Here is a 22,320-nt window from a genome sequence, read left to right on the forward strand (position 1 = left end):
AAGCCAGCGAACGAGAGGTGCCGCTTGATCCAGATTCCCCCGTCGGCGATCGTGCAGTGGGGCGGCGCGGCCGTGTTCGCCAACGTGCTGCTGACGCGCCTGGGCGTGCCGCTGCCGTCCGCGCCGCTGCTCGTGTTCGCGGGCTCGGTCGTGGCGACCGGACGGCTGTCCTTCGCGCACGTGCTGTTCGCGGCGTTGTGCGGTGCGCTGCTCGGCGACGGCGTGTGGTTCGCGGCGGGGCGTCTCTATGGCCGGCGGCTCGTCGCGGCGCTGTCGCGCAGATCGTATGCGGTCGATTCCGGCATGCGCACGGCGGGCGAACTGTTCGAGCGGCACGGCGCGCCGATCGTCGCGTTGTCCAAGTTCGTGCCGGGGCTCGGCCTCGTCACGCCGCCGCTGATGGGCACGACGCGGATCGCCGTGCTGGCGTTCTTCCTTTGGGATACGGCGGGCATCGTCGCGTGGGCGTCGTTCTGGACGCTGGGCGGCGCGCTGTTCGAGCGGCAGCTGCATCTCGCGGTGATGGCGCTCGAATCGCACGGCGCGACAGTGGTCGATCTGCTCGCGGCGCTGGCCTTGCTGTATTGCGCTTATCGACTGACGCGGCGGCGCGAGCCGCGCGCGCGTTCGGGGTCACATTCGCGCGATGGCGGCGGTTGAGGATGCGTCGTTATAATCGGACGCCCGCGCGTTTTTCGCGTTCGGGACGGGCATGAGGCATGATGAAGGAAGGCATCCGTATCCGGTGGTGCGGCCGGGCTTCAAACCCGGTAGGGGGTGTCAGACACTCTCTGGTCAGTTCGACTCTGGCTGCCTTCCGCCATGATGGGCGCAGTTGAAGAAGCGTACGTGTGGGAGAAACCATAAAACTTCCGTTTGGAAGCGATATGGTGTTTTCTGTGCCGCAGGATGTAACACATGATAGACGCCAAAGCCCTTCAGACCACAATGCGCTATGCAGTGACGGAGATGGTCGGGCGACGCCAGTTCGAGTCGCACGGTATTCGCGCGGCGTCAGTTTCTAGTCGTCGCGCCGACTGGACGCAGTTGCGATGGTTCATGGTTCTGTTGCATTGGTCAGTGAGGCTGCCGCGACTCATCCGTCCGGCGCAGCGTTGTTCCTGCGTCTGAGGCCGCTGCCGGGCGCGCCCGTAAGTGTGCCGAGCTGTGCTTGCCGGATGCACGAGCGGTCCGCAGGTTTATCCGCGCCCAGACCATGCTGTTTCGCGTACGTGATCAGCCGGTCGACGCTTGGGTACTGGCCCGTCGAGATCATGCGGGCCGCTTCGATCCTGATCGCTTTATCAAGCCGGTCTTTCCGCTGCTCGCGGGCAGTCCTGACAACTTCCCGGCGTCTTTCCCGCAGTGCTTCCGCTATCTGGCGACACAGGTCTGGAAACCGGGCATACGCCTGACTGGGCGACAGATGTATTGATTCTGCGGCGGATGTAAGGCTACCGTAGTAGCGGGTGCCGTTCGCAACCTCCGTCAGGAACTGCCGAACGTCGTTCCAGTTCCTTCTGCGGGCAACAGGGCGCAGATTAGTACGTAAAAGGATTGGGGGCAGGGGAGGGAGACAACTGCCGCTGAAGACGTCTTTTCCCGTCAGAAGATCACGCACAGAAATCTGCAGGCAATATGAGATGGCCATGAGCACTGCCGCGTTTGGTGCCCCCGCACATCGCCAGTAGGTTGGACATGTCTTCGATATGCCGATGTGCTCACAGAAAGCGGCTGCATTCCCGTCGAAGAAGCGGGCGATACCCCGATCGATGACCCTGGAAGCAGGATTGCCTGTTCGAGGCAAGGTCGACGCGGGCGGATGTGCGACAAGATCCGCAAGGCTTTGTGCCGCCCACACTTCGTAATCCCCGTCAGCAGTCTGGCGATCGAACACTGGATCCGGATGCTCCGTGCCAAGCCATCCCTGGCACCTGGAGCAGAAGCCGCATGACTGCAGTGGTGATAGCTCACCCGCTTGCTGATAGCCACATTCAGAGCAGCGCTCTGCGGGCCTGCAACGATGGCGCGGGCAGTGTCCGACCCAGCGCATTGACCAGATGAGGCGCTCGTAGACCGGTGTCCGCGACTGAAGATCCTCTTCAAGGCAAAGCGGACACCATTGTCGGCCCTCACCTGTCAGGCGGGAGAAGCGGCCAAGGTAGGGCTTCCAAGGCAGAAGGGTCAGCAACCGCAGGTCATTGCGTCCTACCATGCCATTCAGGCTATCAACCCACATCTGTGCCATCTTTCGCTTCCGTGGCTTGCAGCTCGGACACGATCGAATGCGCTTGATCCCATCAAATCTTAAAGACAAAACTGAAATGGCGCAGAACCAACCCGGTATACAAGGCGACTTTCTCAATGCGATGAGGAAGGAACGAAAGCGCGTGGCGATATATCTCGTCAACGGAATCAGATTGGTTGGACACATCCAGTCATTTGATACGTACATGCTTTATCTCAATTCGACCACGGGATCCCAGATGATCTTCAAGCACTCGATCTCGACGATCGGCGAAGATACGGGTCCGGCCGTTCGGTCGAACAGCCGGGCGAGCGGATCGCGCGACTTCACAAATCGTTCTCACGCAAAATAGGCAGCTACGACGTTTCCAGGGGCGCAGTGGTTCCTGGTGCATCTCGAAGTACGTCGCATGAAAGGGTGGCTTCGCACGGTCGACTGCTTTCCAGCCGCGTTCGCTTCCAGCCAAGGACCGTACGAGATTATGAATAAGGCAAAGACGAAACTAACCCGTCAAGACGCTGAGCGCCTTTTCGAGGGCCTGCCTGCGGGAGCAACCGCGAGGGTGTCTAGCCGTCCCGAGAATCCTTTCGGGCCAGAAGTGTCCGACGTCGTCAAGCGCGTCGAAGACGAATCCGCGCTCTGGAAAGACAACCTGATCACGCTCCCGGTGGCAATCGAGTTGCCCAAAGGCTATGACTCGGTGTCGCGTATGCGCGAAGCGATGACGCAGGCTTTGCGCGTGAAGTGGGTAAGGGAGGGCAAAGACGAGGTCGTCGCCGAGTTTCCGGAAGGCTGGACGGCGATTCGCCCAGTAAGTGGCCCCAGCGAGTTGCGCGATCCGTCTGGCGTAGTCCGCGGTTTATTCGGATGGGCCAAGAATGCCGAGCTCAGGATCCTGCCACGTTATCTGATCGAGTCACAGACAAACAGCTCGAGCGGTTTGGGAAGCGTGCTTGTTCGCGATCGGGGGAACGGTCGAATTCTCGAGCGGTCTTCCAATTGGTCGGCGCGCACGGGCACCCAGCATCCAGATTGGACGAAGCTCGCCGCGTGGCTCGATTTGCGTTATCCAGATCATCACGACCCGCTGCGGTACCGGGAAGATTGCGAGAAAAATCTCCGAAGCTGAGCTGCTGTGGGGGCCCATTGTTCTTGCGAAGAATCACGAGGGTAAACGATGTCATCGTTTGACCGAATCTCACGGATCCGGGCGCTACCCGACCTCGTACAGCGCTCATCGAAGTGCGAATTCGCCAGCTCAGCGCAGACTCGGCACGGCAACGGCACCCGCCAACCTTGCAAAATGCTAACAGATGAGCTCTAATAGGCATGCCTGCCTTAGATCACCCATTGGTCACTGACGCGAGGTCATCGTAGTGTTTTTCGTCAAGAGTTCCCGCCTTGCCTTTTTCAGCATTCCTGCACAAGCGGGGGCGGGTACCCGCGGGCATCGAAAAGCCGATACCTTGAAGCGCACGCTAAACCGCGCCAGCCGCGCGGATAAAGCAGCACTTTCTTCTGCCCGGTTCTTCGCATAAGCCTAGAGTCAGTAAAGCGAGAGCCGGGCTCACCATCTTTCTGTCGACCACCGACTGTACTCCATCACGACTTGCGTGATGGGCGTCTGCTCGCGTGCCGAACGAACTCGCCATCCGTTGCGCTGCCCAGCGCAGCGTTTTGGCCGCGCGACAGCTCAGCGGCGGGATGGGATCGTCTTCGAAGGATCGAGAAGCCATGAGACCGCAAACAAAACGTCAGGACGAGATGCCGAAGGTCAGGCAGGAATGCATCGTCACAATCAGTGGCGAGAACGACTTGGCCTCGCAGTGGAACGTTTCGCAAGGCAGGTGCATCGCCGCTTTGAGCGATCAGGCCGAAGATCAGGGCTATCGTTTGACGGCTCGTGCAGAACCCGTCAAGAGTGCGTTGTACGCGGCCCATCTTGTGATCGAAGGGCCTGGCTGCCGGACACCGCGCTGCTTCCACGCGCTGGACTATTTCTACGACCCAGCACAGGCTTTGCGCTACGCCATCCGATGGGGACGGATATGGGTTGACCACAGGCCTACGAAGGTCGCCGCGGAGGGCGGCGGGTCGGCAAGCTCGGCAAGCTCGGCAAGCTGCGCCGAACCACCTTTGAAAGAGGAACGTGCTGACTGGGTTGGTAACCATGAATGAATTCTCGGGCGAAAAGACACTCCGTTTTGTTGCTCGGAAGGCAGGAAGCCCAACAGCAGCGCTTGTCTACTGGCTTGGCGTGACCGAGCCGTCCAGTGATGCGAGCGTCACCGAGATAATCGAGCGCTTGGGTCCCCTGATGCAGGTGGTCTTTCCCGACGATCGACCCGGTGCGTTCGTCAACCGCAGCGCGTTGCTCGAAATACGGCAGTTTGGAACCATCGATCGACTCATTTTCCTGGACGGTTCGTGGCTCGACGTATGGAATGACCGCGATTGCGCGGATATCTGTAATCTGTATTCCAGCCGGAGGCACACATGTTGTCTGCCAAGAACAATTCAGTCGCGGTCATGACCGGCCACTTGGAAGGCCAGCCGGTCGTGTCCGAATCCGACATGGAACGACTTCGGGAATGTGCGCGTCTGCTGACCGTGTCGTCGCCAGAGCGCGCATTTCTGGACGCCGTGGAAGCGACAGCCCTGTTTGTCGATTCCGCTGCGATGCCACCGGACGTCGTCACGATGAATACAACGGTCGAATGTACGACCAGCGACGGCACCGTTACACATGAATGGACGCTGGTCTACCCGCGCGAGGCCGACTATCAGCGTGGGCGACTGTCGGTTCTCTCGCCAACGGGCATCGCACTGTTGGGTGCGCGTTGCGGACAAGTCATCATGTGCCTTCCGCCGAGCGGCGTGCCAGTTCATTACGTCATCGAGAAGATCCTGCTGCAGCCGGAGAGTCGTCACTTATCAGGCTGATGATGTCAGGGGGAGGTACCAAAGAAGCTGGTAGTGTGGCCGGCGAGCGCTCCTACCTTAGATGTTCCGATGCGTCTTGCAGGTTGGCGCCAGCTTCTAGCATTAGCGATATCTCGTGGGGACGACCTGCGAGAACCCGCCACATAGATTGCCCCAGCAGCGGAGTCGAATGCCAGCACATCAGCACCACCGCCCCGATCAAAGGATTGCGACACGCGCATCGTGCGTGTACTTAGCGAGTTTGCAGACTGTCTGATCGAGTGCTCCCGCCATGAGATGGAGCGAATACACATGGCCACTTTCGACCAAGCTGCGACGAAGACTGAGGGAATGCGGCTGATCACGTGATTTCCGGAGTTGAGGGCAACCTTAAAGCTTCGATCATTCGCTGGCTCGCCATGCGCACCCCCGGGCCGTTCGGAACATCTGTGTGTCGGTTCGACAAGAGGACAACAACGGCTCATCATCTCACCCAGATCGTGCCATTCCGCCTGTCGCTACCGGAGCCGAGCAGCCTCTCCCACGCTATGGGCGTCCGGACTAGAATACATTTAAGACGCGGCTTCATTAGGCGCCCGTCTACAAGTGAGGAGTGGTGCTTTGAACAAAAATGTGTTCGCCAAGGCGGCTGTGTGGCTTGTGATCGCACTGGTGATGTTTACGGTGTTCAAGCAGTTCGATAAGCCCCGCGTCGAGGAAGGGGCTTCCTATTCGCAGTTCATGGACGACGCGAAGAACGGCAAAGTCAAGAATGTCACCGTTCAGGGCCGCAATCTCACGGTCACTCCGAACGACGGCCAGAAATACCAGATCGTGTCGCCCGGCGACATCTGGATGGTCGGCGATCTGATGAAATACGGCGTTCAGGTCAGCGGCAAGGCTGACGATGAACCGAACGTACTCGTCTCCGCGCTGTACTACCTCGGCCCGGCCATCCTGATCATTGGCTTCTGGTTCTACATGATGAGGCAGTCGCAAGGAGGCGGAAAAGGCGGGGCGTTTTCGTTCGGGAAGTCAAAGGCGCGGCTGATCGACGAAAACAACAACACAATCAATTTCACCGACGTCGCGGGCTGCGACGAAGCCAAGGAAGAAGTGTCCGAACTGGTCGACTTCCTGCGCGATCCACAGAAGTTCCAGAAGCTCGGCGGGCGAATTCCGCGCGGGGTGCTGCTGGTCGGCCCTCCGGGTACGGGCAAGACGCTGCTGGCGCGCGCCATCGCGGGCGAAGCGAAAGTGCCGTTCTTCAGCATTTCGGGTTCGGACTTCGTGGAAATGTTCGTCGGCGTGGGCGCGGCGCGCGTTCGCGATATGTTCGAGCAGGCGAAGAAGCTTGCGCCATGTATCGTGTTCATCGACGAACTCGACGCGGTCGGCCGTCATCGCGGCGCGGGCATGGGCGGCGGCAACGACGAGCGCGAGCAGACGCTGAACCAGATGCTCGTCGAGATGGACGGCTTCGAGGCGAACTCGGGCGTCATCGTGATCGCCGCAACGAACCGTTCGGACGTGCTGGACAAGGCGCTGCTGCGCCCAGGCCGTTTCGACCGTCAGGTGTACGTCGGTCTGCCGGATATCCGCGGCCGTGAGCACATCATGAAGGTGCACCTGCGCAAGGTGCCGATCGCGAATGACGTGGACGCATCGGTCATCGCGCGCGGTACGCCGGGTTTCTCCGGCGCGGATCTCGCGAACCTCGTCAACGAGGCAGCGCTGTTCGCGGCGCGTCGCGGCAAGCGCATCGTCGAAATGCAGGATTTCGAGGACGCGAAGGACAAGATCTTCATGGGTCCGGAGCGCAAGTCGGCTGTCATGCGCGAGGAAGAGCGCCGCAACACCGCTTACCACGAGTCGGGCCACGCGGTGGTGGCGAAGCTGCTCCCGCATGCCGATCCGGTGCACAAGGTCACGATCATGCCGCGCGGCTGGGCGTTGGGCGTCACGTGGCAATTGCCGGAACATGATCGCGTGAACCTCTATCGCGACAAGATGCTGGAGGAAATCGCCATCTTGTTCGGCGGCCGTGCCGCGGAAGAAGTGTTCCTGAACTCGATGTCGACCGGCGCTTCGAACGACTTCGAGCGCGCGACCAAGATGGCGCGGGACATGGTGACGCGCTACGGCATGTCCGATGTCCTCGGCACGATGGTCTACGTCGACACCGAAGAGAACGGCATGTTCGGCAAGATGGGCGCGAAGTCGGTGTCCGAAGCCACGCAGCAGAAGGTCGATGCGGAAATCCGCCGCATTCTCGACGAGCAATACGCACTCGCCCGCAAGCTGCTGGAAGACAGCCGCGACAAGGTCGAGGCCATGACCAAGGCGCTGCTCGAATGGGAAACCATCGATGCGGACCAGATCAGCGACATCATGGCGGATCGTCCGCCGCGTCCGCCGAAGAACATGCCGCCGCCGTCGGGCGATACGCCTTCGGGTGGCAGCAGCGGCACGGAGGCCAAGCCGGGCAACGCGCGGGAACAGCCCGCTCGACGGCCAGATGCGCCGACTGAGACTCGGTTGTAGCGGGAATTGAAATGCGCTGCCCACGCAGGTTTGACAACGGGCGGAGAATCCGAATATAGAAGAGCCAAATGAGTAACTCGAGGTCCGCAGCCGCGCGGAGGACTCGACTCCATCACTCAACCCTCTAATGCAAGCGGTCGACGCCGTCAGCACATTCAATCAAGTCCATCAATGCCGACGCGATTGCCAGTTGTGCCGGCCGGTGCCGGGCGCACCCGCGGGCATGACCTCGGCGACGCTCAAGGCGCTCGTGAACGGCGAACCGGTGATAATGCGCGTGAGCGTCGTCGGACCGCAACCCGATCGGTGACCCGTGGATGCACTCGCCCCACCGGCATTCGTGCCACACCTGCGGCCATGCCTTGAGGCGCATGCGCTGGGCGCTGCTGGTCTGCGCGGTCTGCATATTGGCTTCGACATGCGTGCCGGCGCGCGCCGATGACGTTCCAGCGACGCTGGCCGCCGGTGACCTTCCCGCCACGCTGGCCGCCTTGCGTGGCGGCTTCCCCTTGGCGGACGGCATCGCAGGCGCGACGGGTGACCTGTATCTTGAAGTGGCCATCAACGGCATGTCGACGCAGAAGATCGCGCAGTTCTTCATCACCGACACGACGATCAGCGAGCTACGCGACCTCGGCCTGCGCACCGACGACCTTCATCCCGACGCCCAGAGCCGCGTCGGGCTCGGCTTCGTGCCGGGCCTGCGCTATACGTACCAGCCGGAGCGGCAGCGCATCAACCTCGAAACCAACGATTCCCGCCGTCTGCCGGCCGCGCTCGCCAACGCGCCCGCGCGTCCGCCGACGGCCGCCACTGGCACGGGCCTCGTCATCAACTACGACGCGACGGTGCAGACCAACTCGCCGACGCAATACGGCCTCTACAGCGAGGAGCGCTTCTTTTATCCGGGCGGCGTGTTCGACAACACGGGCACCGCGTACTGGTATTCGGACCGTCATCGCTACGTGCGGCTCGATACGTCATGGAGCCATTCCGACACCGACACGCTCGTGACCACGCGTCTCGGCGACACCATCTCGTCCTCGCTCACCTGGACGCGGCCGGTGCGCATGGGCGGCGCGCAGGTGTCGCGCGACTTCAGCCTGCGGCCGGACCTGATCACCTATCCAGTGCCTGCGCTGGCCGGCTCGGCGGCCGTGCCGAGCGCGATCGACCTGTATGTGAACAACGTGCGCCAGTTCAGCGGCAACGCGCCTTCTGGACCGTTCGTCATCAACGCCGTGCCCGCGATCAACGGCGCGGGCGAAGCGGTCATCGTGAGCCGCGATACGCTCGGGCGCAGCGTGATGACCACGGTGCCGCTGTATATCGATGCCCGTCTGCTTGCGCGCGGCCTCACGGATTTTTCGGTTGAAGCGGGCTTCGTGCGGCGCGCCTATTCGCAGGACTCATTCGACTACGCCGGCGAGCCGTCGCTGTCGGCATCGCTGCGGCGCGGCATTACCGGTGAATTCACGCTCGAAGCGCACAGCGAAATCACGCGCGGTGTCTATAACGCGGGCGTCGGCATGCTGTTCGGCATTGGCCAGTGGGGCGTGTTCAACATGGCGGTGGCGGGCAGCGCAGGCAATGGCGGAGCCAACCCGGCGCCGCTCTATGTCTATCCGGCGGGCTACTACGACGGCTTTTCGTCGATTGCACCGCAAGCCACGGCCATTCCCCGGCAACCGTCGACGGGCGGCGGCGGCGTGCAGGTCGCGGCGGGCTGGCAATGGCGCACGCCGGCCATTTCCGTCGACTTGCAGGCGACCAAGGCCACGCCGCACTACAGCGACCTCGCCGCCGCCGAAGGCACGCCGGTGCCGCGCGCGACCTATCGTGCGACACTCGCCGCGCGCGCTGCGCGCGCTCGGTTCGTCGAGCACGGCGAGTGCGAGCTTTGTCGGCCTGGATGATCCGTACTACGGCGATTCGCGCATCGGCTCGCTCGCGTACACGACCAGCCTGCCGCGCGGCGCGTCGCTGTCCGCGAGTGTCTATCACGACTTCGGCGACAGCCGCACGACCGGCGTCTTCGTGGCGCTAAGCTTCGTGATCGGCGGCGCGCTGAACGCGAGCGTCAATGCCGGCTCGGATCACGGCAAGCCGATCTTCGGCGCGGCGCTGTCGAAGACGGCCGACTACGGCGGCGGCTTCGGCTGGCAGGTTCAGAGCTCGCGCCAGAACGGCATACAGCAGTCGCTCGCGCAGGGCACGTATCGCGGCCGCTACGGCGACTTGCTGGCATCGGTCGCGAACGTCGATTCGCGTACCTACGGCGAACTGGACGCCTCCGGTTCCATCGTGCTGATGGCGGGCGACGTGCTCGCGGGCCGGCGTATCGACGATGCCTTCGCCCTCGTCTCGACGGACGGCGTAGCGGGCGTTCCGGTGCTGCACGAGAACCGCGAGATCGGCAAGACCAATTCGGCGCGGCATCTGATGGTGCCGGATCTGGTTTCGTATCAGCCGAATCATCTCCATCGATCCGCTTGGCCTCCCCGCCGATACGTCCATCGCCACGACCCAGCTGAATCTCGCGCCGCAGGCGCGCGCCGGCGTGCTCGCACGCTTTCCGCTGCAGGACTTCGAGGGCGCGCAGGTGCAACTGCTGTCAGCGAACGGCCAGCCCTTGCCGGTCGGCACCCAGATCACGCATCGCGAAACCGGCAAGCAGTACGTGGTGGGCTACGACGGTCTCGCCTTCGTGGACGATCTCTCCCAATCGAACACGCTCGATGCCGCGCCGGCGGGCAAGCCCTGCGAAGTGGAGGTGCCTTACAAGGCTCAGGGTCACGGCCTGCCGACGCTCGGCCCCTTCACGTGCGGGGATGCGACGCCATGAAGCGTATCGTGCTGTTCGTCGTGTGCCTGCTGCTCAGCGCGACGGCGCAGGCGCAGAGCTGCACCGCGACGACATCGGGCGTCACCTTCGGCTCGATCTCTCCCGCGACGACCTCCCTCGCAACCGCCACCGGCACCGTCAACATCACCTGCACGCCTGCTGCGTTGAACCCGCCGGTGCGCGTATGCCTCAACTTCGGCACCGGCGGCGGCGGCGCCTCGTACTCACCGCGCCTGGCCAGCACAGGCACCGGCACGATTCAGTACAACCTCTACTCCGATGCCTCATTTTCCACGATCTGGGGATCACGCGCGTCCGGGACCTTTGCGCCCGTTGCAGTAGACCTGACGTTTCCAATCGGCGTGTCCTCGGTGAGCCGCTCCGTGACCGTGTACGCCCGCACGGCGCCAGCCCAGACGGCGCTCACCGCCGGCAACTACGCCTCCGTATTCTTCGGCACGGGCTCGGCGGAGATGGATTACACGGCTTATCTCCTGCTCGCGCCCGACTGCTCCACGGTCACCTCGAATGCCACCGCGCTGTCGTTCACCGTGCTGGCGCCGGTCATCAACGACTGCTCGCTGTCCGCCACCAACATCAACTTCGGCGCGGCGGGCGTGCTGAACGGCGCGCTCACCGCGACCGGCACGCTGAGCGTCGCGTGCACCAACAACGACGCTTATACGATCACGCTCTCGGCGGGCGGCGGCACCGGCGCGAGCGTGGCCGACCGGCGCATGACGAAGGGCGGGGGCACCGAGCAGGTGAAGTATCAGTTGTACACCAACGCCGCGCGCACGATCCCCTGGGGCGACGGCACCAATGGCACGTCCGTCGTGAGCGCCTTCGGCACCGGCTCGAATCAGGGGCTCATCGTGTATGGCCGCGTGCCGCCGCAGACGACGCCGAGCGCCGGCACCTACACCGATAGGATCGTCGCAACGATCACCTACTGACCGGCGCACAACTCGTCCGGATTACAAAAGTTCAGCCACCTGTTCGTGTAAACTGCAAAACAGCCGAAGTCATGAAGAAGAGCCGCTTTACCGAAGAACAGATGGTGCGTCGAGCCGGAGCGAGAAGTCAGCAGAGGTCGTAGTAGTCAAAGGACAGGTCGATGAGACCGAAGCTGGTGATGAAGGGCTGAAGGGGAAGGAGTGTCCAGCGTCATGTCGAAGCGGCAGGCAATGCGGCAGAAGCTCGTGCAAACGGGGCGGGCGGGAAATCTGCGCGGTGAAGCCGTGCGTCTACCCGCCAGCGACGAAGCCTGCGGCTCGCGGCATGAATCCGGGGACACAAGGTCATCGCTGCTGATGGCGGCGCTGACGAGAGAGAACCTGAAGCAGGCGTTCAAGCGGGTACGGGCCAACAAGGGAGCCGCTGGCGTGGACGGTCTGGACATTGACCAGACGTCGCGCCATTTGGTGACAGCGTAACCGGCGATCCGTGAACAGTTGCTGAAGGGGACGTACCGGCCCAGTCCGGTACGGCGGGTGACGATCCCGAAACCGGACGGAGGCGAGCGTGAGCTTGGCATCCCGACGGTGACGGACCGGCTGATCCAGCAGGCGTTGCTGCAGGTGCTGCAACCGGTTCTGGACCCCACCTTCAGCGAGCACAGCTACGGTTTCCGTCCTGGACGGCGTGCACACGACGCGGTGTTGGCCGCGCAGTCGTACGTGCAGTCGGGGCGGCGACTCGTAGTAGACGTTGATCTGGAGAAGTTCTTCGACCGGGTCAACCACGACATCCTGATCGCGCGTCTACAGAAACGTATCGGAGACGCCGGGGTGATCCGGCTGATTCGGGCGTACCTGAACAGCGGCATAATGGATGGCGGTGTGGTTCAGCAGCGCGAACAGGGCACGCCGCAAGGCGGGCCGCTATCGCCGTTGCTGGCCAACGTGTTGCTCGATGAGGTGGACCGCGAACTTGAGCAGCGAGTCCACTGCTTCGCGCGCTACGCCGACGATGCGAATGTCTAAGTTCGCAGCCGCCGCGCGGGCGAGCGGGTGATGGCGCTGCTGCGTCGCCTGTATGGGCGCTTGCGCCTGAAGGTCAACGAGACCAAGAGCGCGGTGGCCAATGTGTTCGGTCGCAAGTTTCTGGGCTACAGCCTGTGGGTAGCGCCCGGCGGTATTGTTAAGTGCAAGGTGGCGGCCAAACCGCTGCAGATGTTCAAACGCCGCATTCGTGAACTGATCGGCCGTAGCGGCGGGCGCAGCATGAAGGACGTGGTGGCGCGGCTACGGTCTTATGTGCAGGGCTGGAGGGCGTACTTCCGATTGGCGCAAACGCCACGAGTCTGGCTGGCGCTGGACGAGTGGATGCGTCACCGGTTGCGGGTTATCCAGCTTAAGCAATGGCGCCGCGGGCCGACCATCTACCGGGAGATACGGGCGCTGGGGGCACCGCCCGCTGTGGCGCAACAGGTGGCGGCGAACAGCCGTCGCTGGTGGCGTAACAGCAGCCAGTTCCTGAATAGCGTGCTGATCCTCGCCTACTTCGATCGGCTGGGTGTGCAAAGCCTCTCTTAACCTCAACGTCCCGAACCGCCCGGTGCGGACCCGCATGCCGGGTGGTGTGGCAGGGCTACGGCCTCATGGCCGTCCCCTATGCCGATCCTAATTGCGAGAGGTGGACTTCTCTCATCAATCCAGCATCAAGCCTTCGGCGCAAGCCACGAATCTTCGGCTTCGATACCGTCCGGTTCGTATGTCCAGCTGATCTTCTCGTACGTGAACGCGAGGTCTTCCATGTGGCCAATTTGCTTGTTGTTCGGATCCAGCGCATTCGGCGTCCACGACTTCATATTCGTCAGAATCGCATTCGACAGTTTCACGGTGTAGTACTTCTCTTCCGTGCCCTTCGGCGAGATGCGGTAGAACTCCAGCGACACGTCCTTCATCTGCTCGCCCGAGGTCAGCGCCTGAAACAGCTTGGGCGAGGACTTGTCGATTTCCTTGGTAATCGTCATCGCCCCATGCACGCGCTTGCCGGTAGGCAAACCCGTTTGCGGGCTCTTCGGGATTTCGATGGTGTGATCGACGGCCTGTACGAGAATCTTTCCTTCGTGACCCTGGACTTTGTTCGAGCCTTCGATCTTGCCCTGGCTCTTGCCTTCGAGGGTGAGGTAGCACGGCATGGGCATGATTTGTTCTCCGGTTAGATTCGCGCGTCTCGTTTAGCGCATGGTAGGAATTCTATGGGCGTGCCGTTACGGCCGCGTTTCAGAAATGGGGATTCAGATTACGAATGAAACACGATCCCAAAGCACCGGCCGGCAGATCGGTCTGCGTTAGATCGGGCGTCAGCGGCGCCTTCGCGGTGGGTTGCACGCCTCCCGCCTGGAGCGCCGATTAGGGCGCTGGACTGGTCGACGAACCCGTGGATCCCGACGCCGCGTTCGAACCCGGACTGCCTCCGCATGCGGCGAGGAGGCTCGATGCCCCCATGCCGAGAAGGAAAGTGCGTCGGCTGATGCTTTTGGTCGTCATCTTCGGGGTCGTCATCGGAGCATACGGTTGCAAGCGCAAGGGTAGAGACCGCGCGCCAGGGATACGCGGTGTGCGCGCTTAGCAGGACGAAGCGTGGTTTGGGAACTCATCGGGTATGGGCAAGCGAAGACGCTGGCTTGAGGGCATCTGACCAAAAGCGGTGAGATCTTCTGGGACCACGGAGAGAGAGTCTGTTCGAATCTCACGAAGACGGAACTCGTCGTTCGAAGCAATCTCGGCAGCGACGGTCTCAACCTCGGAACGGCGACCGGGAAAATGAGTCGCCGCGCCCGGGTATGGTCAATCCCTAGTCGGGAAGATGCCGTTTATACAGATCGCAAAGTTCATCGCCGGGCCGGTCTTTTCGTTGGCCCCGCCGCCGGCTACCGGCAGTGGCGTTAGATTGGGCAATTGAAACGTCTGCGTCCCATCGCCACCGTAGAAATTGCCAATCAATGCGAACAGCGCCTGGAATTGCGCTATTTGCAGCGTCTGGCCTTGGCACAGCATCCAGCCCCTGGGCGCCCAGTCAAAGCTGAACATGCGGATTTCGCCAATATACGCGTCCATTCACTTCTCCTTGGTTGTCATTGATCAAACGAACGACGCCTGCACCACACTGCTGCTCGACCTACACGAAACGATGGCGTAATCATTATAGGCGGCAATCTCCTGTGCTTTTGCGGCAGCAATAGGACGGACAGCCACAAAGTCATGGTGTGAAACCGAGTCATCACTGACTACCGGCGCGATTCCGTTTCGCAGGCGGGGTTGGGCGGTCGAATGCTGACATGACGCCGTCATATGTCGTTGTGCGACACATCAATAGCCAATCCTGAGCGGCCCCGGATGTGGCGAAAGCGGGGTTCGTCATTCCCAGGAAGATCAAGAACTGGGTCTACTAGAAATTTGATCGCGCCTCGGTAGACCGTTTTCTTGGCGATATTGGCGCCGTCCTTCGGCGGTCGTGACGAGTTCATTGTCGAAACAGGCGTCCGTGGTGACGGCTCAATGCCAGGGACTGGGATAATAGGTGCATCTCAGACTCGCTTCGGGTTACCCCATGTCGCCTGCCGCACTTCCTCCGTCGCGTGTCAGTCCGCTTTTCGCTCTGCTGCCGTTTTTACGTCCTTACGCCGCGCGTTGGGCAGTTGCGTTCCTGGCGCTCTTGACGTCGGCCGGCGCGACGCTGGCGCTCCCCGTGGCCTTCAAATATCTGATCGACCGCGGTTTCGCCAGTGGCGAGCACGCGCACATCGACCGCTACTTCATCGCGCTATTCATCCTTTCGCTGGTCCTCGCCGGTGCCACGGCGCTGCGCTTCTACTGTGTCTCGTGGCTGGGAGAAAGGGTGACGGCTGACATACGCCGAGCCGTCTACGATCACGCGACAAGGATGAGTCCGGAGTTCTACGAGACTACCCAAACGGGAGAGGTACTGTCGCGGCTCACGACCGACACGACGTTGATTCAGACAGTGGTAGGAACCAGTCTGTCGCTCGGATTGCGCAACTCGTTGCTGACGTTCGGCGGCTTGGCGATGCTGATAATAACGAGCCCGGTGTTGTCGGGTTACATCATCGCGACGCTAATCGTGGTGGTCGCGCCCATCGTCATTTTCGGGCGTCAGGTGCGCAGGCTCTCACGTGACAGTCAGGCAAAGGTCGCAAGCGCCAGCGCGCTCGCGGGCGAGGTGCTCAATGCCATGCCGACGGTGCAGTCATACACGCGGGAGGCGCACGAATCGAGGCGCTTCGAGGGAGCCGTGGAAGCAGCCTTCGATACAGCGCTGATACGGATTCGGGCGCGCGCCGGCTTGACCGCCGTGGTCATCGTGTTTGTTTTTGCTGCGGTCGTATTTGTGCTTTGGCTCGGCGCGAAGGCCGTGCTGGCCGGCGAGATGACGGCTGGGCAACTGTCCCAGTTCATCCTCTATGCGGTATTTACTGCGGGTGCCGTTGGAGCGGTCGCAGAGGTGTGGGGAGACCTCCAGCGAGCCGCCGGTGCTGCCGAGCGACTGCTTCAACTGCTGGCGATGCGTTCGCCTGTAGCGGAGCCGGAAACGACGATCCCGCTTCCGCGTCATGCCGAGGGCATTCGCTTCGAGAACGTCAGCTTTTCTTATCCGTCTCGTCCTGGTATCTCGGCACTATCCGGATTCACACTCGAGGTCGGCCCCGGCGAGCACGTTGCGCTGGTCGGCCCATCCGGGGCGGGGAAAACCACACTATTTCAACTTCTACTTCGCTTTTACGACTCGCGATCTGGAAACATTTTCATAAGCGGTGTTCCGACGCGGCAAGTGTCGCTCGCCGAGTTACGAAAGACGATTGGCGTAGTGATGCAGGAATCGGTGATTTTTTCGGGAAGCGTGCTCGACAATATCCGCTACGGCAAGCTCGACGCGACACTCCAAGAGGTGCAACGAGCTGCTGAGATGGCTGCTGCTGCCGACTTCATCAACCAACTGCCGCAAGGGTATGACACGTATCTGGGTGAGCGGGGCGTGCGGCTATCAGGTGGACAGCGTCAGCGAATCGCCATTGCGCGCGCCATTCTCAAGGATCCGCCGATCCTGCTTCTCGATGAAGCTACCAGCGCGCTCGATGCGGCGAGCGAACGGCTTGTGCAGACGGCATTGAACAATGCCGCCCACAACCGCACGACTTTGGTCATCGCTCACCGTCTTGCGACCGTGCAACAGGCCGATCGAATCGTCGTACTTGACCAAGGTCGCATCGTTGCGCAAGGCCGTCACGCCGAGTTGCTGGAGCACTCGCCACTCTACGCCCGACTTGCTGCACTACAGTTTTACGAGCCATCGCCCGGAGGCCGAGATGCACATCGGGTTGAACAGTCGCGTCCGTGCCAGGTAGCTGCTCGAAGTTCGGACGCCAAAACGTAGCACTTTATTCCCCCGACAATTTCGCTGGGCAGCTGCTAGCCAGGTCAACGCCGAAGAATTGCAGGGCAAGCTCACGCAGACCGTGCGCGTCGGCGCGCTCGCCTCGATGTTCACGCGATGGCCGGCGTGACGCAGGGCGGACCGCTCGGCGCATCGATGCAGGGCGAGGGCGGGCGCCGGTCAAACGACGTCGCGGGGCGGATGGTCCGCCTACGCGGCGGCCTTGCGCGTGCGCGATTCGCTGTTGTGGTGGCGCGGCGAAAGTTTTCCGCATGTCGTCTGCGATCCAGTCAGCGGGACGTGACCGGCAGGTCGCCGAGATCGCCTATGTGCGATATATTCTCGCGCCTCGCAGTACGGTCTTCAGCCGGGATTTGCCGCAAGGTGCGCACGATCGTCACCTTGCATCGATGAATCGCGTTGACGATCTCCTGCAAGCAACTCGGCAACCAGCCGTGATTGTCGTGGAAGCGCTCGGGAGGCATTCACCCGCGTGCTTTCGTATCAGACGCCACAACACTGAAACACACCGCTTCCCGCTCGCGCAATGGCGTGACTTCGCTCTTGCGGATGAGTTCATAGACGTATGCGCCGGGCACCGTCTCGGTCTCTGTCAGCGCGTGCGTGACATCTTCCAGAATCGACCGATTGCGCCTGAGAAGGTCGAAGCAGCGCTCGTTCATCTCCTTCAATAGCGCGTTGGCCTGTTCGATCGCGCTGTCGAGTTGCCGTCCGGCGCTCTCGCGTGGCAGCGCGGCGAGACTGAACAGATTGCCATCGCTGCCGAATCCGAGCCGCGACACCATCTCCAGACTGATGCGCGATGCTTCCTGCAAGTCCTGCGCCGCGCCGCTCGACGCCTCGCCAAACATCAGCAATTCCGCATTGCGTCCGCCGAGCAGCACGATGAGTTCTTTTTCCAGTTCGCTGCGCCGATACAGATGCTTGTCCTGCGGCTTCGTGATGAGCGCCATGCCCAATGCGCCGCCGCGCGGCAATACCGTCAGCTCCTCCAGCACGCCCGCGCCCAGCAGTGCCGCTACGATGCCATGTCCCGCTTCATGCACGCCGACGCGACGCACTTCGTCTGCATCGAGCGCCTTCTGCGCGCCGCTCACATCGCCGATACGCACCACCTTGACCGCCTCGCGCAGATGCCCGGCGCACACCATGCCCGCGCCTTGTTTGCGCGCGATCAGCCCGGCCTGATTGACGATCATCGACAGCGACGCGGGCGACAAACCGACCGTCAGCCGCGCGAGTTGATCGCAGTCGATGTCCGTCGAACGTGACGGCAGCTTGCTTAGGTAGTACTCGAATATCTTCACGCGATCTGCTACATCCGGCAGACGCACCGGCACGATGCGATCGAAGCGGCCTGGACGACGCAGCGCTTCGTCGAGGTTGTCGGGAAAGTTGGTCGCGGCGACGAGAATCACGCCTTCGTTCTTCTCGAAACCATCCATCTCCGCGAGCAACTGATTGATGATGCGGTTGCTTTCGCCATCGGTGGAACTGGATGCACCGCTGGTGCGCGCGGAGAGCCCATCGGCTTCGTCGATGAAGATCACCGTTGGGCCGTGCTTGCGCGCCGTCCTGAACAGATGTTTGACCTTCTGAATGCCGGCGCCGTAATACTTTGCGCTGAAATAACTCCCCGTGATGGCGATGAAATGCGCGCCGCATTCGCCCGCCAGTGCCTGCGCGAGCCGAGTCTTGCCGACGCCGGGACCGCCCGTCATCAGCACGCCGCAGGGAGGACGGATGCCCATCTTTGTGAACGACTTCGGATCGCGCAGATAGGCCTTGATGTCGTCAAGCGCGGCCTTCGCTTCGACTGCACCGATCACGTCGTCAAAGCACATGTCGGGCGGCGTGTCGATCACCGTGACGTCGCCCCTCATCTCACGGCGCATGTACCAGAGCATCAGGGCCAGCATCAGCGCGTACACCAGCATGCTGGCCCAGTCGCGAAGCACGCCGAGCAGCGGGCCGAAGCCTGCTTGCGCACCGACGGAAACGTTCGGCAACCACGCGATCTGGTAGTCCGGCGCGCCGTCGCCTTTGGTCGGATTGAGCAGCAGCGATTGGGAGAACACGGCGAAACGATCGGTGACGAAATAGCGCGTGCCGCTTTTCGTCGAAACGAGCATGGCATCGACCGTCACGCCGATCGCGGCCACGCGCTTTTCGCGGATATCTGCGAGCATGCGTGAGGCGTCCTCCTCGGTATGCGTCCACGGCGACGGATCCTGCCGCATGTGATAGACGATGCTCGTCGCCTGAAGCGCACTGTCGTGCCGGTCCGCCCTGACATGTCGCAGCACGCCTGAGCCGATCGCGATCAGCACGGCGACAAGCGCAGCGAAGGCGATGAAGAGCCGCCGCCGGCCACGCCAGGTCCATCGGCCGTTCCTTCCCGGTTTCATACGTTTTTCCCCGTATCGCGAAGATGTGCGTCCCTCTCGTGCGGGGACTCGCCTCCCATGCGCCGACCCTTGCGTCCTCTATGCGTTGGCGGCGACGCACGAGCGCAGGCTACAAATGTTGCACGCGATGAAGATTCCCGTCCGTACGGACCACCGCCTTCGACCGGGGGCGTCCAATCGTTGCCGGGGCCGTGGACGAGTCTCGGTCGATCATGTGTCTTTCTCTGATGAACACCGATTCGGGGGAAAGCAGCGGACGTGACCAAGCGAGAACGATCGATTGGAGAGGGCGAAGAGCCCCAAATGAGCCGCGCCCGACGAGGATCGGGCGGGGATCCGTGACGTCTCGACAAGTCGCACCGTCAGTCCAAGGCAACGGCAGACGCCTGTACGCGGGCCCGCGCTGCCATCCAACGAGCGTTTTGAGCAGTGTAGGCTGCAGTGCATGGGAGGTCGGCGGGGGCAGGCGGGGCTTTATGATCACCGCGTTTGTTTTCGACATTTTTTCCGCTGCCTCAATCTTATAAACATAGCGTGAAGATAAAATCACGCAAAAACAATGGGTTAGAGCGTGTCTCCGGACAAGCGGATGAGAGGGATAAAAACGCGATGACTCCGGTGAGTTGCGTGTTTCGTGGCAAAACGCCTATAATCATGTGGCATTTTGCCAAAGGAGAGATTATGGGAACGATGGCATTTACTCCCACTGGCGCCGGCAATCCGCGACGGGCTGAGTACGCATTGCTGGGCAAGTTACTGGATGCGCGCGTGCGGGATGACGCTGATCTCGCCGGATTGGCTCAGGGGCGTATCGACGTCGACGTAATCGAGCGGCTCAGTGCCCGAGGACTGAAGGCAGACGAGTTAGCCTTCATCATCCCGCGACGCACGCTCACGCATCGCCGGCAGCAACACGAACGCCTGTCGACAGAAGAGTCCGATCGAGCAATCCGTTTGGCCAGGATCGTCGCGCAAGCGAACACCGCATTTGGCAGCAACGAAAAGGCCTTGAGTTGGTTGCGCAATCCGCAGAAGCGCTTCGCCGGCCGTACCGCCCTCGAAATGGCCGCCACCGAGCATGGTGCTCGCCTCGTTGAGGACGCATTGGTACAGATTGACGAAGGATACTTCGCTTGATGGTCTTGTGGAGGATCAGCAACTACGCCGACCTCAAAGGCATAGGCGGCCTGCGTGCACCGGGTGGTTGGCACTTTGCCGGACGGCCGGTGGTGTATTTGGCCGAGCATCCGGCCGGCGCGCTGCTCGAGACACTCGTTCATCAAGAAATTCGGTCCACCTCGGATCTGCCCGACACCTGTCGGCTCCTGCGCGTTGCAGTCAGCGAAAGCGCGTCCATTGCCGAGTTGGGCGAGAGCGTTTTACCGGAGAACTGGAGAGAGGATCGGTCGTACACGCAATCGGCTGGGAGCGAATGGCTTGAAGGGGGATCGACAGCGTTGCTCAAAGTACCCAGCGCAGTGATGCCTTTTGCATACAACTACATTCTCAACCCAGTGCAAGCCGACGCAGCCAATATCAAGATTGAGATGGTGATTGACGTCCGGCATGATCCGCGCATCTTGCGCTTACTGACACGTCCCTGAGCGGGCTACGGTCTGGCTTCGGTGATCATGCAGACGGACAACGGACAGTCGATGAAAATCAAAATCGAACAAGGCGAAATACCGCGAAGCGACCGACCCGCGCGCAAGAGACGGTGAATGAACTAGTTGGTGGGACGAGGTAGCCGACGAGATCGAGCAGGTCGCTCGCGCCAGGACCGAGCGAGACACCGCAGCCGTAATTGCATGGTGGCATCACGACTGGTCGTTATATTCAGATTCGCCTGCATTCCGCAGCGAGACGGATCCACCATGCCGCCCGGGCGGTGAAGTTATCAATCTGAGCGTACTCTGAAAATGCAAAAACAGGCGTTGAATGACTATGTGTTTGATGCTTCGCCCAAGCGGGACGAGGCGATGCGATTTTTGAACGAAATCGGTATCATCTCGCGCTACGAGACCGGCGCGACCGGCTTTTCGAAGGGTTGCCGGATCGATCATGGCACCTTGGCCGTCGATCCGGAATGTCGGCTATCCACCCCGCTTCACGAGACAGGCCATCTTGCGATTACTCCACGCTGCTTTCGATCGTTGATGGACGGCAACCTCTATGCAGGGCAACGCAAGATGCTACAACTCATAGACGAAACGAGCATGCACCCAGACGCGCCACTATATCGGGCCGTCATTCAGTGCTCCGACCCGGAGGCAACTGCATGGGCGTGGTCTGCGGGGGGGGGGGCAGCCCTGAACATCCATCGATGAACGTCGGGTGCTCATCTGACGCTCAACCGGATCGTTCCTCCGGTCTGTCAACGATGTGTCGAGGCTGAAACTAGCAGGATAATCCGCTGAAATCAGATGCCGTCTAAGGTCAGAAACTCACTGCTCTGGATTTTCGAGGCTCTCGAGAACGACGAGACATATTTCCGAAGACGAATGTTTGGCTGCGACGCGGCGTACGTCGACGGATTGTTGAGCCTGGTGGTCGCCGACCGGGCCGAACCGTGGAATGGGCTGCTTGTATGTACAGCCACATCAGGTGCTGGGGAAGTGGCTTTGCGTAAAGCAGAGCGACCCTGCATTTGAGGATGTCGCTTGTCATGTCACATCGCTTGTACGCTCACGTGATCCACGCATAGGCGTCGATCCAAAACCACGGCGAAGGCCGACAAAGCCCCGATGACGGTTCCGCCGAGCGAAGTGCGGTATCAAATGAAGTGCAATGCTGCACCTTTTATCCAGCGGTCGGACCATCGTTGGTTCCACTCTTAAATCTTTCCGGCCCGTGTGACGGACCCGTCGCTGCTTTCGCTCCGTCTGAGAGAAAGCGGAAAGCCAATCGCGCGCGCTTAGCCAGTGAGCGGG

General features: G+C 61.5%; 18 protein-coding genes, 1 tRNA gene and 4 pseudogenes. 18 read left to right on the forward strand and 5 right to left on the reverse strand.

Annotated elements, in window-relative coordinates:
* Nucleotides 1-24: 24 nt before the first annotated feature.
* Nucleotides 25-660 (forward strand): DedA family protein, encoded by a 636-nt coding sequence (locus tag LY284_RS15970; protein ID WP_077158156.1) that lies wholly within the window; start codon nt 25-27, stop codon nt 658-660.
* Between the two features lie 67 nt (nt 661-727).
* A tRNA-Sec gene (locus LY284_RS15975) sits at nt 728-823 on the forward strand.
* A 273-nt stretch (nt 824-1,096) separates the two neighbouring features.
* Here the strand turns inward: LY284_RS15975 and LY284_RS15980 are convergent.
* Entirely contained in the window at nt 1,097-1,897 is an 801-nt protein-coding gene (locus LY284_RS15980) for a hypothetical protein (protein ID WP_233387242.1), read from the reverse strand.
* A gap of 129 nt (nt 1,898-2,026) precedes the next feature.
* Nucleotides 2,027-2,434, reverse strand: a pseudogene (locus tag LY284_RS39240) (TniQ family protein); the annotation flags it as partial.
* On the opposite strand from LY284_RS39240, the gene hfq reads away from it, so the two are divergent.
* The 11 genes and pseudogenes from hfq (at nt 2,325) to ltrA (ending at nt 13,096) form a co-directional block, all read left to right on the forward strand.
* Entirely contained in the window at nt 2,325-2,600 is a 276-nt protein-coding gene (gene hfq, locus LY284_RS15985; RefSeq protein WP_255724575.1) for an RNA chaperone Hfq, read from the forward strand. The pseudogene LY284_RS39240 and the gene hfq sit on opposite strands and share 110 nt — an antisense overlap.
* A gap of 129 nt (nt 2,601-2,729) precedes the next feature.
* Entirely contained in the window at nt 2,730-3,377 is a 648-nt protein-coding gene (locus tag LY284_RS15990; RefSeq protein ID WP_233387243.1) for a hypothetical protein, read from the forward strand.
* 605 nt (nt 3,378-3,982) lie between these two features.
* Nucleotides 3,983-4,426, forward strand: coding sequence for a hypothetical protein (locus tag LY284_RS15995; RefSeq protein ID WP_233387244.1), 444 nt, complete (start codon nt 3,983-3,985; stop codon nt 4,424-4,426).
* Complete coding sequence (locus LY284_RS16000; protein ID WP_233387245.1) at nt 4,419-4,781, forward strand: hypothetical protein; 363 nt, start codon at nt 4,419-4,421, stop codon at nt 4,779-4,781. Before LY284_RS15995 ends, LY284_RS16000 begins: the two co-directional genes overlap by 8 nt.
* A complete protein-coding gene (locus tag LY284_RS16005) occupies nt 4,745-5,191 on the forward strand; it encodes a GreA/GreB family elongation factor (protein ID WP_233387246.1) in 447 nt (148 codons plus the stop codon). Before LY284_RS16000 ends, LY284_RS16005 begins: the two co-directional genes overlap by 37 nt.
* Before the next feature lie 600 nt (nt 5,192-5,791).
* On the forward strand, nt 5,792-7,714 hold the full coding sequence (ftsH, locus tag LY284_RS16010; RefSeq protein WP_233387247.1) for an ATP-dependent zinc metalloprotease FtsH: 1,923 nt from the start codon (nt 5,792-5,794) through the stop codon (nt 7,712-7,714).
* Nucleotides 7,715-8,031: 317 nt separating this feature from the next.
* Nucleotides 8,032-9,630: a fimbria/pilus outer membrane usher protein gene (locus LY284_RS16015; protein WP_233387248.1), complete on the forward strand. Its 1,599-nt coding sequence runs from the start codon at nt 8,032-8,034 to the stop codon at nt 9,628-9,630.
* Between the two features lie 121 nt (nt 9,631-9,751).
* A pseudogene (locus LY284_RS16020) lies at nt 9,752-10,135 on the forward strand (fimbria/pilus outer membrane usher protein); the annotation flags it as partial.
* 139 nt (nt 10,136-10,274) lie between these two features.
* A complete protein-coding gene (locus LY284_RS16025) occupies nt 10,275-10,559 on the forward strand; it encodes a FimD/PapC C-terminal domain-containing protein (RefSeq protein WP_233388323.1) in 285 nt (94 codons plus the stop codon).
* A complete protein-coding gene (locus LY284_RS16030) occupies nt 10,556-11,515 on the forward strand; it encodes a spore coat protein U domain-containing protein (protein ID WP_233388326.1) in 960 nt (319 codons plus the stop codon). The genes LY284_RS16025 and LY284_RS16030 overlap by 4 nt, the downstream gene beginning before the upstream one ends.
* 213 nt (nt 11,516-11,728) lie before the next feature.
* A pseudogene (ltrA, locus tag LY284_RS16035) lies at nt 11,729-13,096 on the forward strand (group II intron reverse transcriptase/maturase).
* Between the two features lie 125 nt (nt 13,097-13,221).
* Here the strand turns inward: ltrA and LY284_RS16040 are convergent.
* Both LY284_RS16040 and LY284_RS16045 read right to left on the reverse strand, forming a co-directional pair.
* On the reverse strand, nt 13,222-13,710 hold the full coding sequence (locus LY284_RS16040) for an Hcp family type VI secretion system effector (protein ID WP_233387249.1): 489 nt from the start codon (nt 13,708-13,710) through the stop codon (nt 13,222-13,224).
* A 646-nt stretch (nt 13,711-14,356) separates the two neighbouring features.
* Complete coding sequence (locus tag LY284_RS16045; protein ID WP_014250348.1) at nt 14,357-14,626, reverse strand: phage tail protein; 270 nt, start codon at nt 14,624-14,626, stop codon at nt 14,357-14,359.
* A 493-nt stretch (nt 14,627-15,119) separates the two neighbouring features.
* Between LY284_RS16045 and LY284_RS16050 the strand changes: the two genes are divergently transcribed.
* Entirely contained in the window at nt 15,120-16,961 is a 1,842-nt protein-coding gene (locus tag LY284_RS16050) for an ABC transporter transmembrane domain-containing protein (RefSeq protein ID WP_233387250.1), read from the forward strand.
* Between the two features lie 485 nt (nt 16,962-17,446).
* On the opposite strand, the gene LY284_RS16055 is transcribed toward LY284_RS16050, so the two are convergent.
* Nucleotides 17,447-19,390, reverse strand: coding sequence for an AAA family ATPase (locus LY284_RS16055; protein ID WP_233387251.1), 1,944 nt, complete (start codon nt 19,388-19,390; stop codon nt 17,447-17,449).
* A 681-nt stretch (nt 19,391-20,071) separates the two neighbouring features.
* Between LY284_RS16055 and LY284_RS16060 the strand changes: the two genes are divergently transcribed.
* The 4 genes and pseudogenes from LY284_RS16060 to LY284_RS16075 all read left to right on the forward strand — a co-directional run bounded on the left by LY284_RS16060 (nt 20,072) and on the right by LY284_RS16075 (nt 22,138).
* On the forward strand, nt 20,072-20,527 hold the full coding sequence (locus LY284_RS16060; protein WP_053568901.1) for an antitoxin Xre/MbcA/ParS toxin-binding domain-containing protein: 456 nt from the start codon (nt 20,072-20,074) through the stop codon (nt 20,525-20,527).
* Nucleotides 20,524-20,994: an RES family NAD+ phosphorylase gene (locus LY284_RS16065; protein ID WP_233387252.1), complete on the forward strand. Its 471-nt coding sequence runs from the start codon at nt 20,524-20,526 to the stop codon at nt 20,992-20,994. Before LY284_RS16060 ends, LY284_RS16065 begins: the two co-directional genes overlap by 4 nt.
* A 315-nt stretch (nt 20,995-21,309) precedes the next feature.
* Nucleotides 21,310-21,717 (forward strand): hypothetical protein, encoded by a 408-nt coding sequence (locus LY284_RS16070; protein WP_233387253.1) that lies wholly within the window; start codon nt 21,310-21,312, stop codon nt 21,715-21,717.
* 96 nt (nt 21,718-21,813) lie between these two features.
* Nucleotides 21,814-22,138 (forward strand): annotated as a pseudogene (locus LY284_RS16075) (hypothetical protein).
* Nucleotides 22,139-22,320 lie beyond the last annotated feature (182 nt).

The sequence above is a fragment of the Caballeronia sp. PC1 genome, assembly GCF_021353155.1.
GTDB lineage: Bacteria > Pseudomonadota > Gammaproteobacteria > Burkholderiales > Burkholderiaceae > Caballeronia > Caballeronia cordobensis.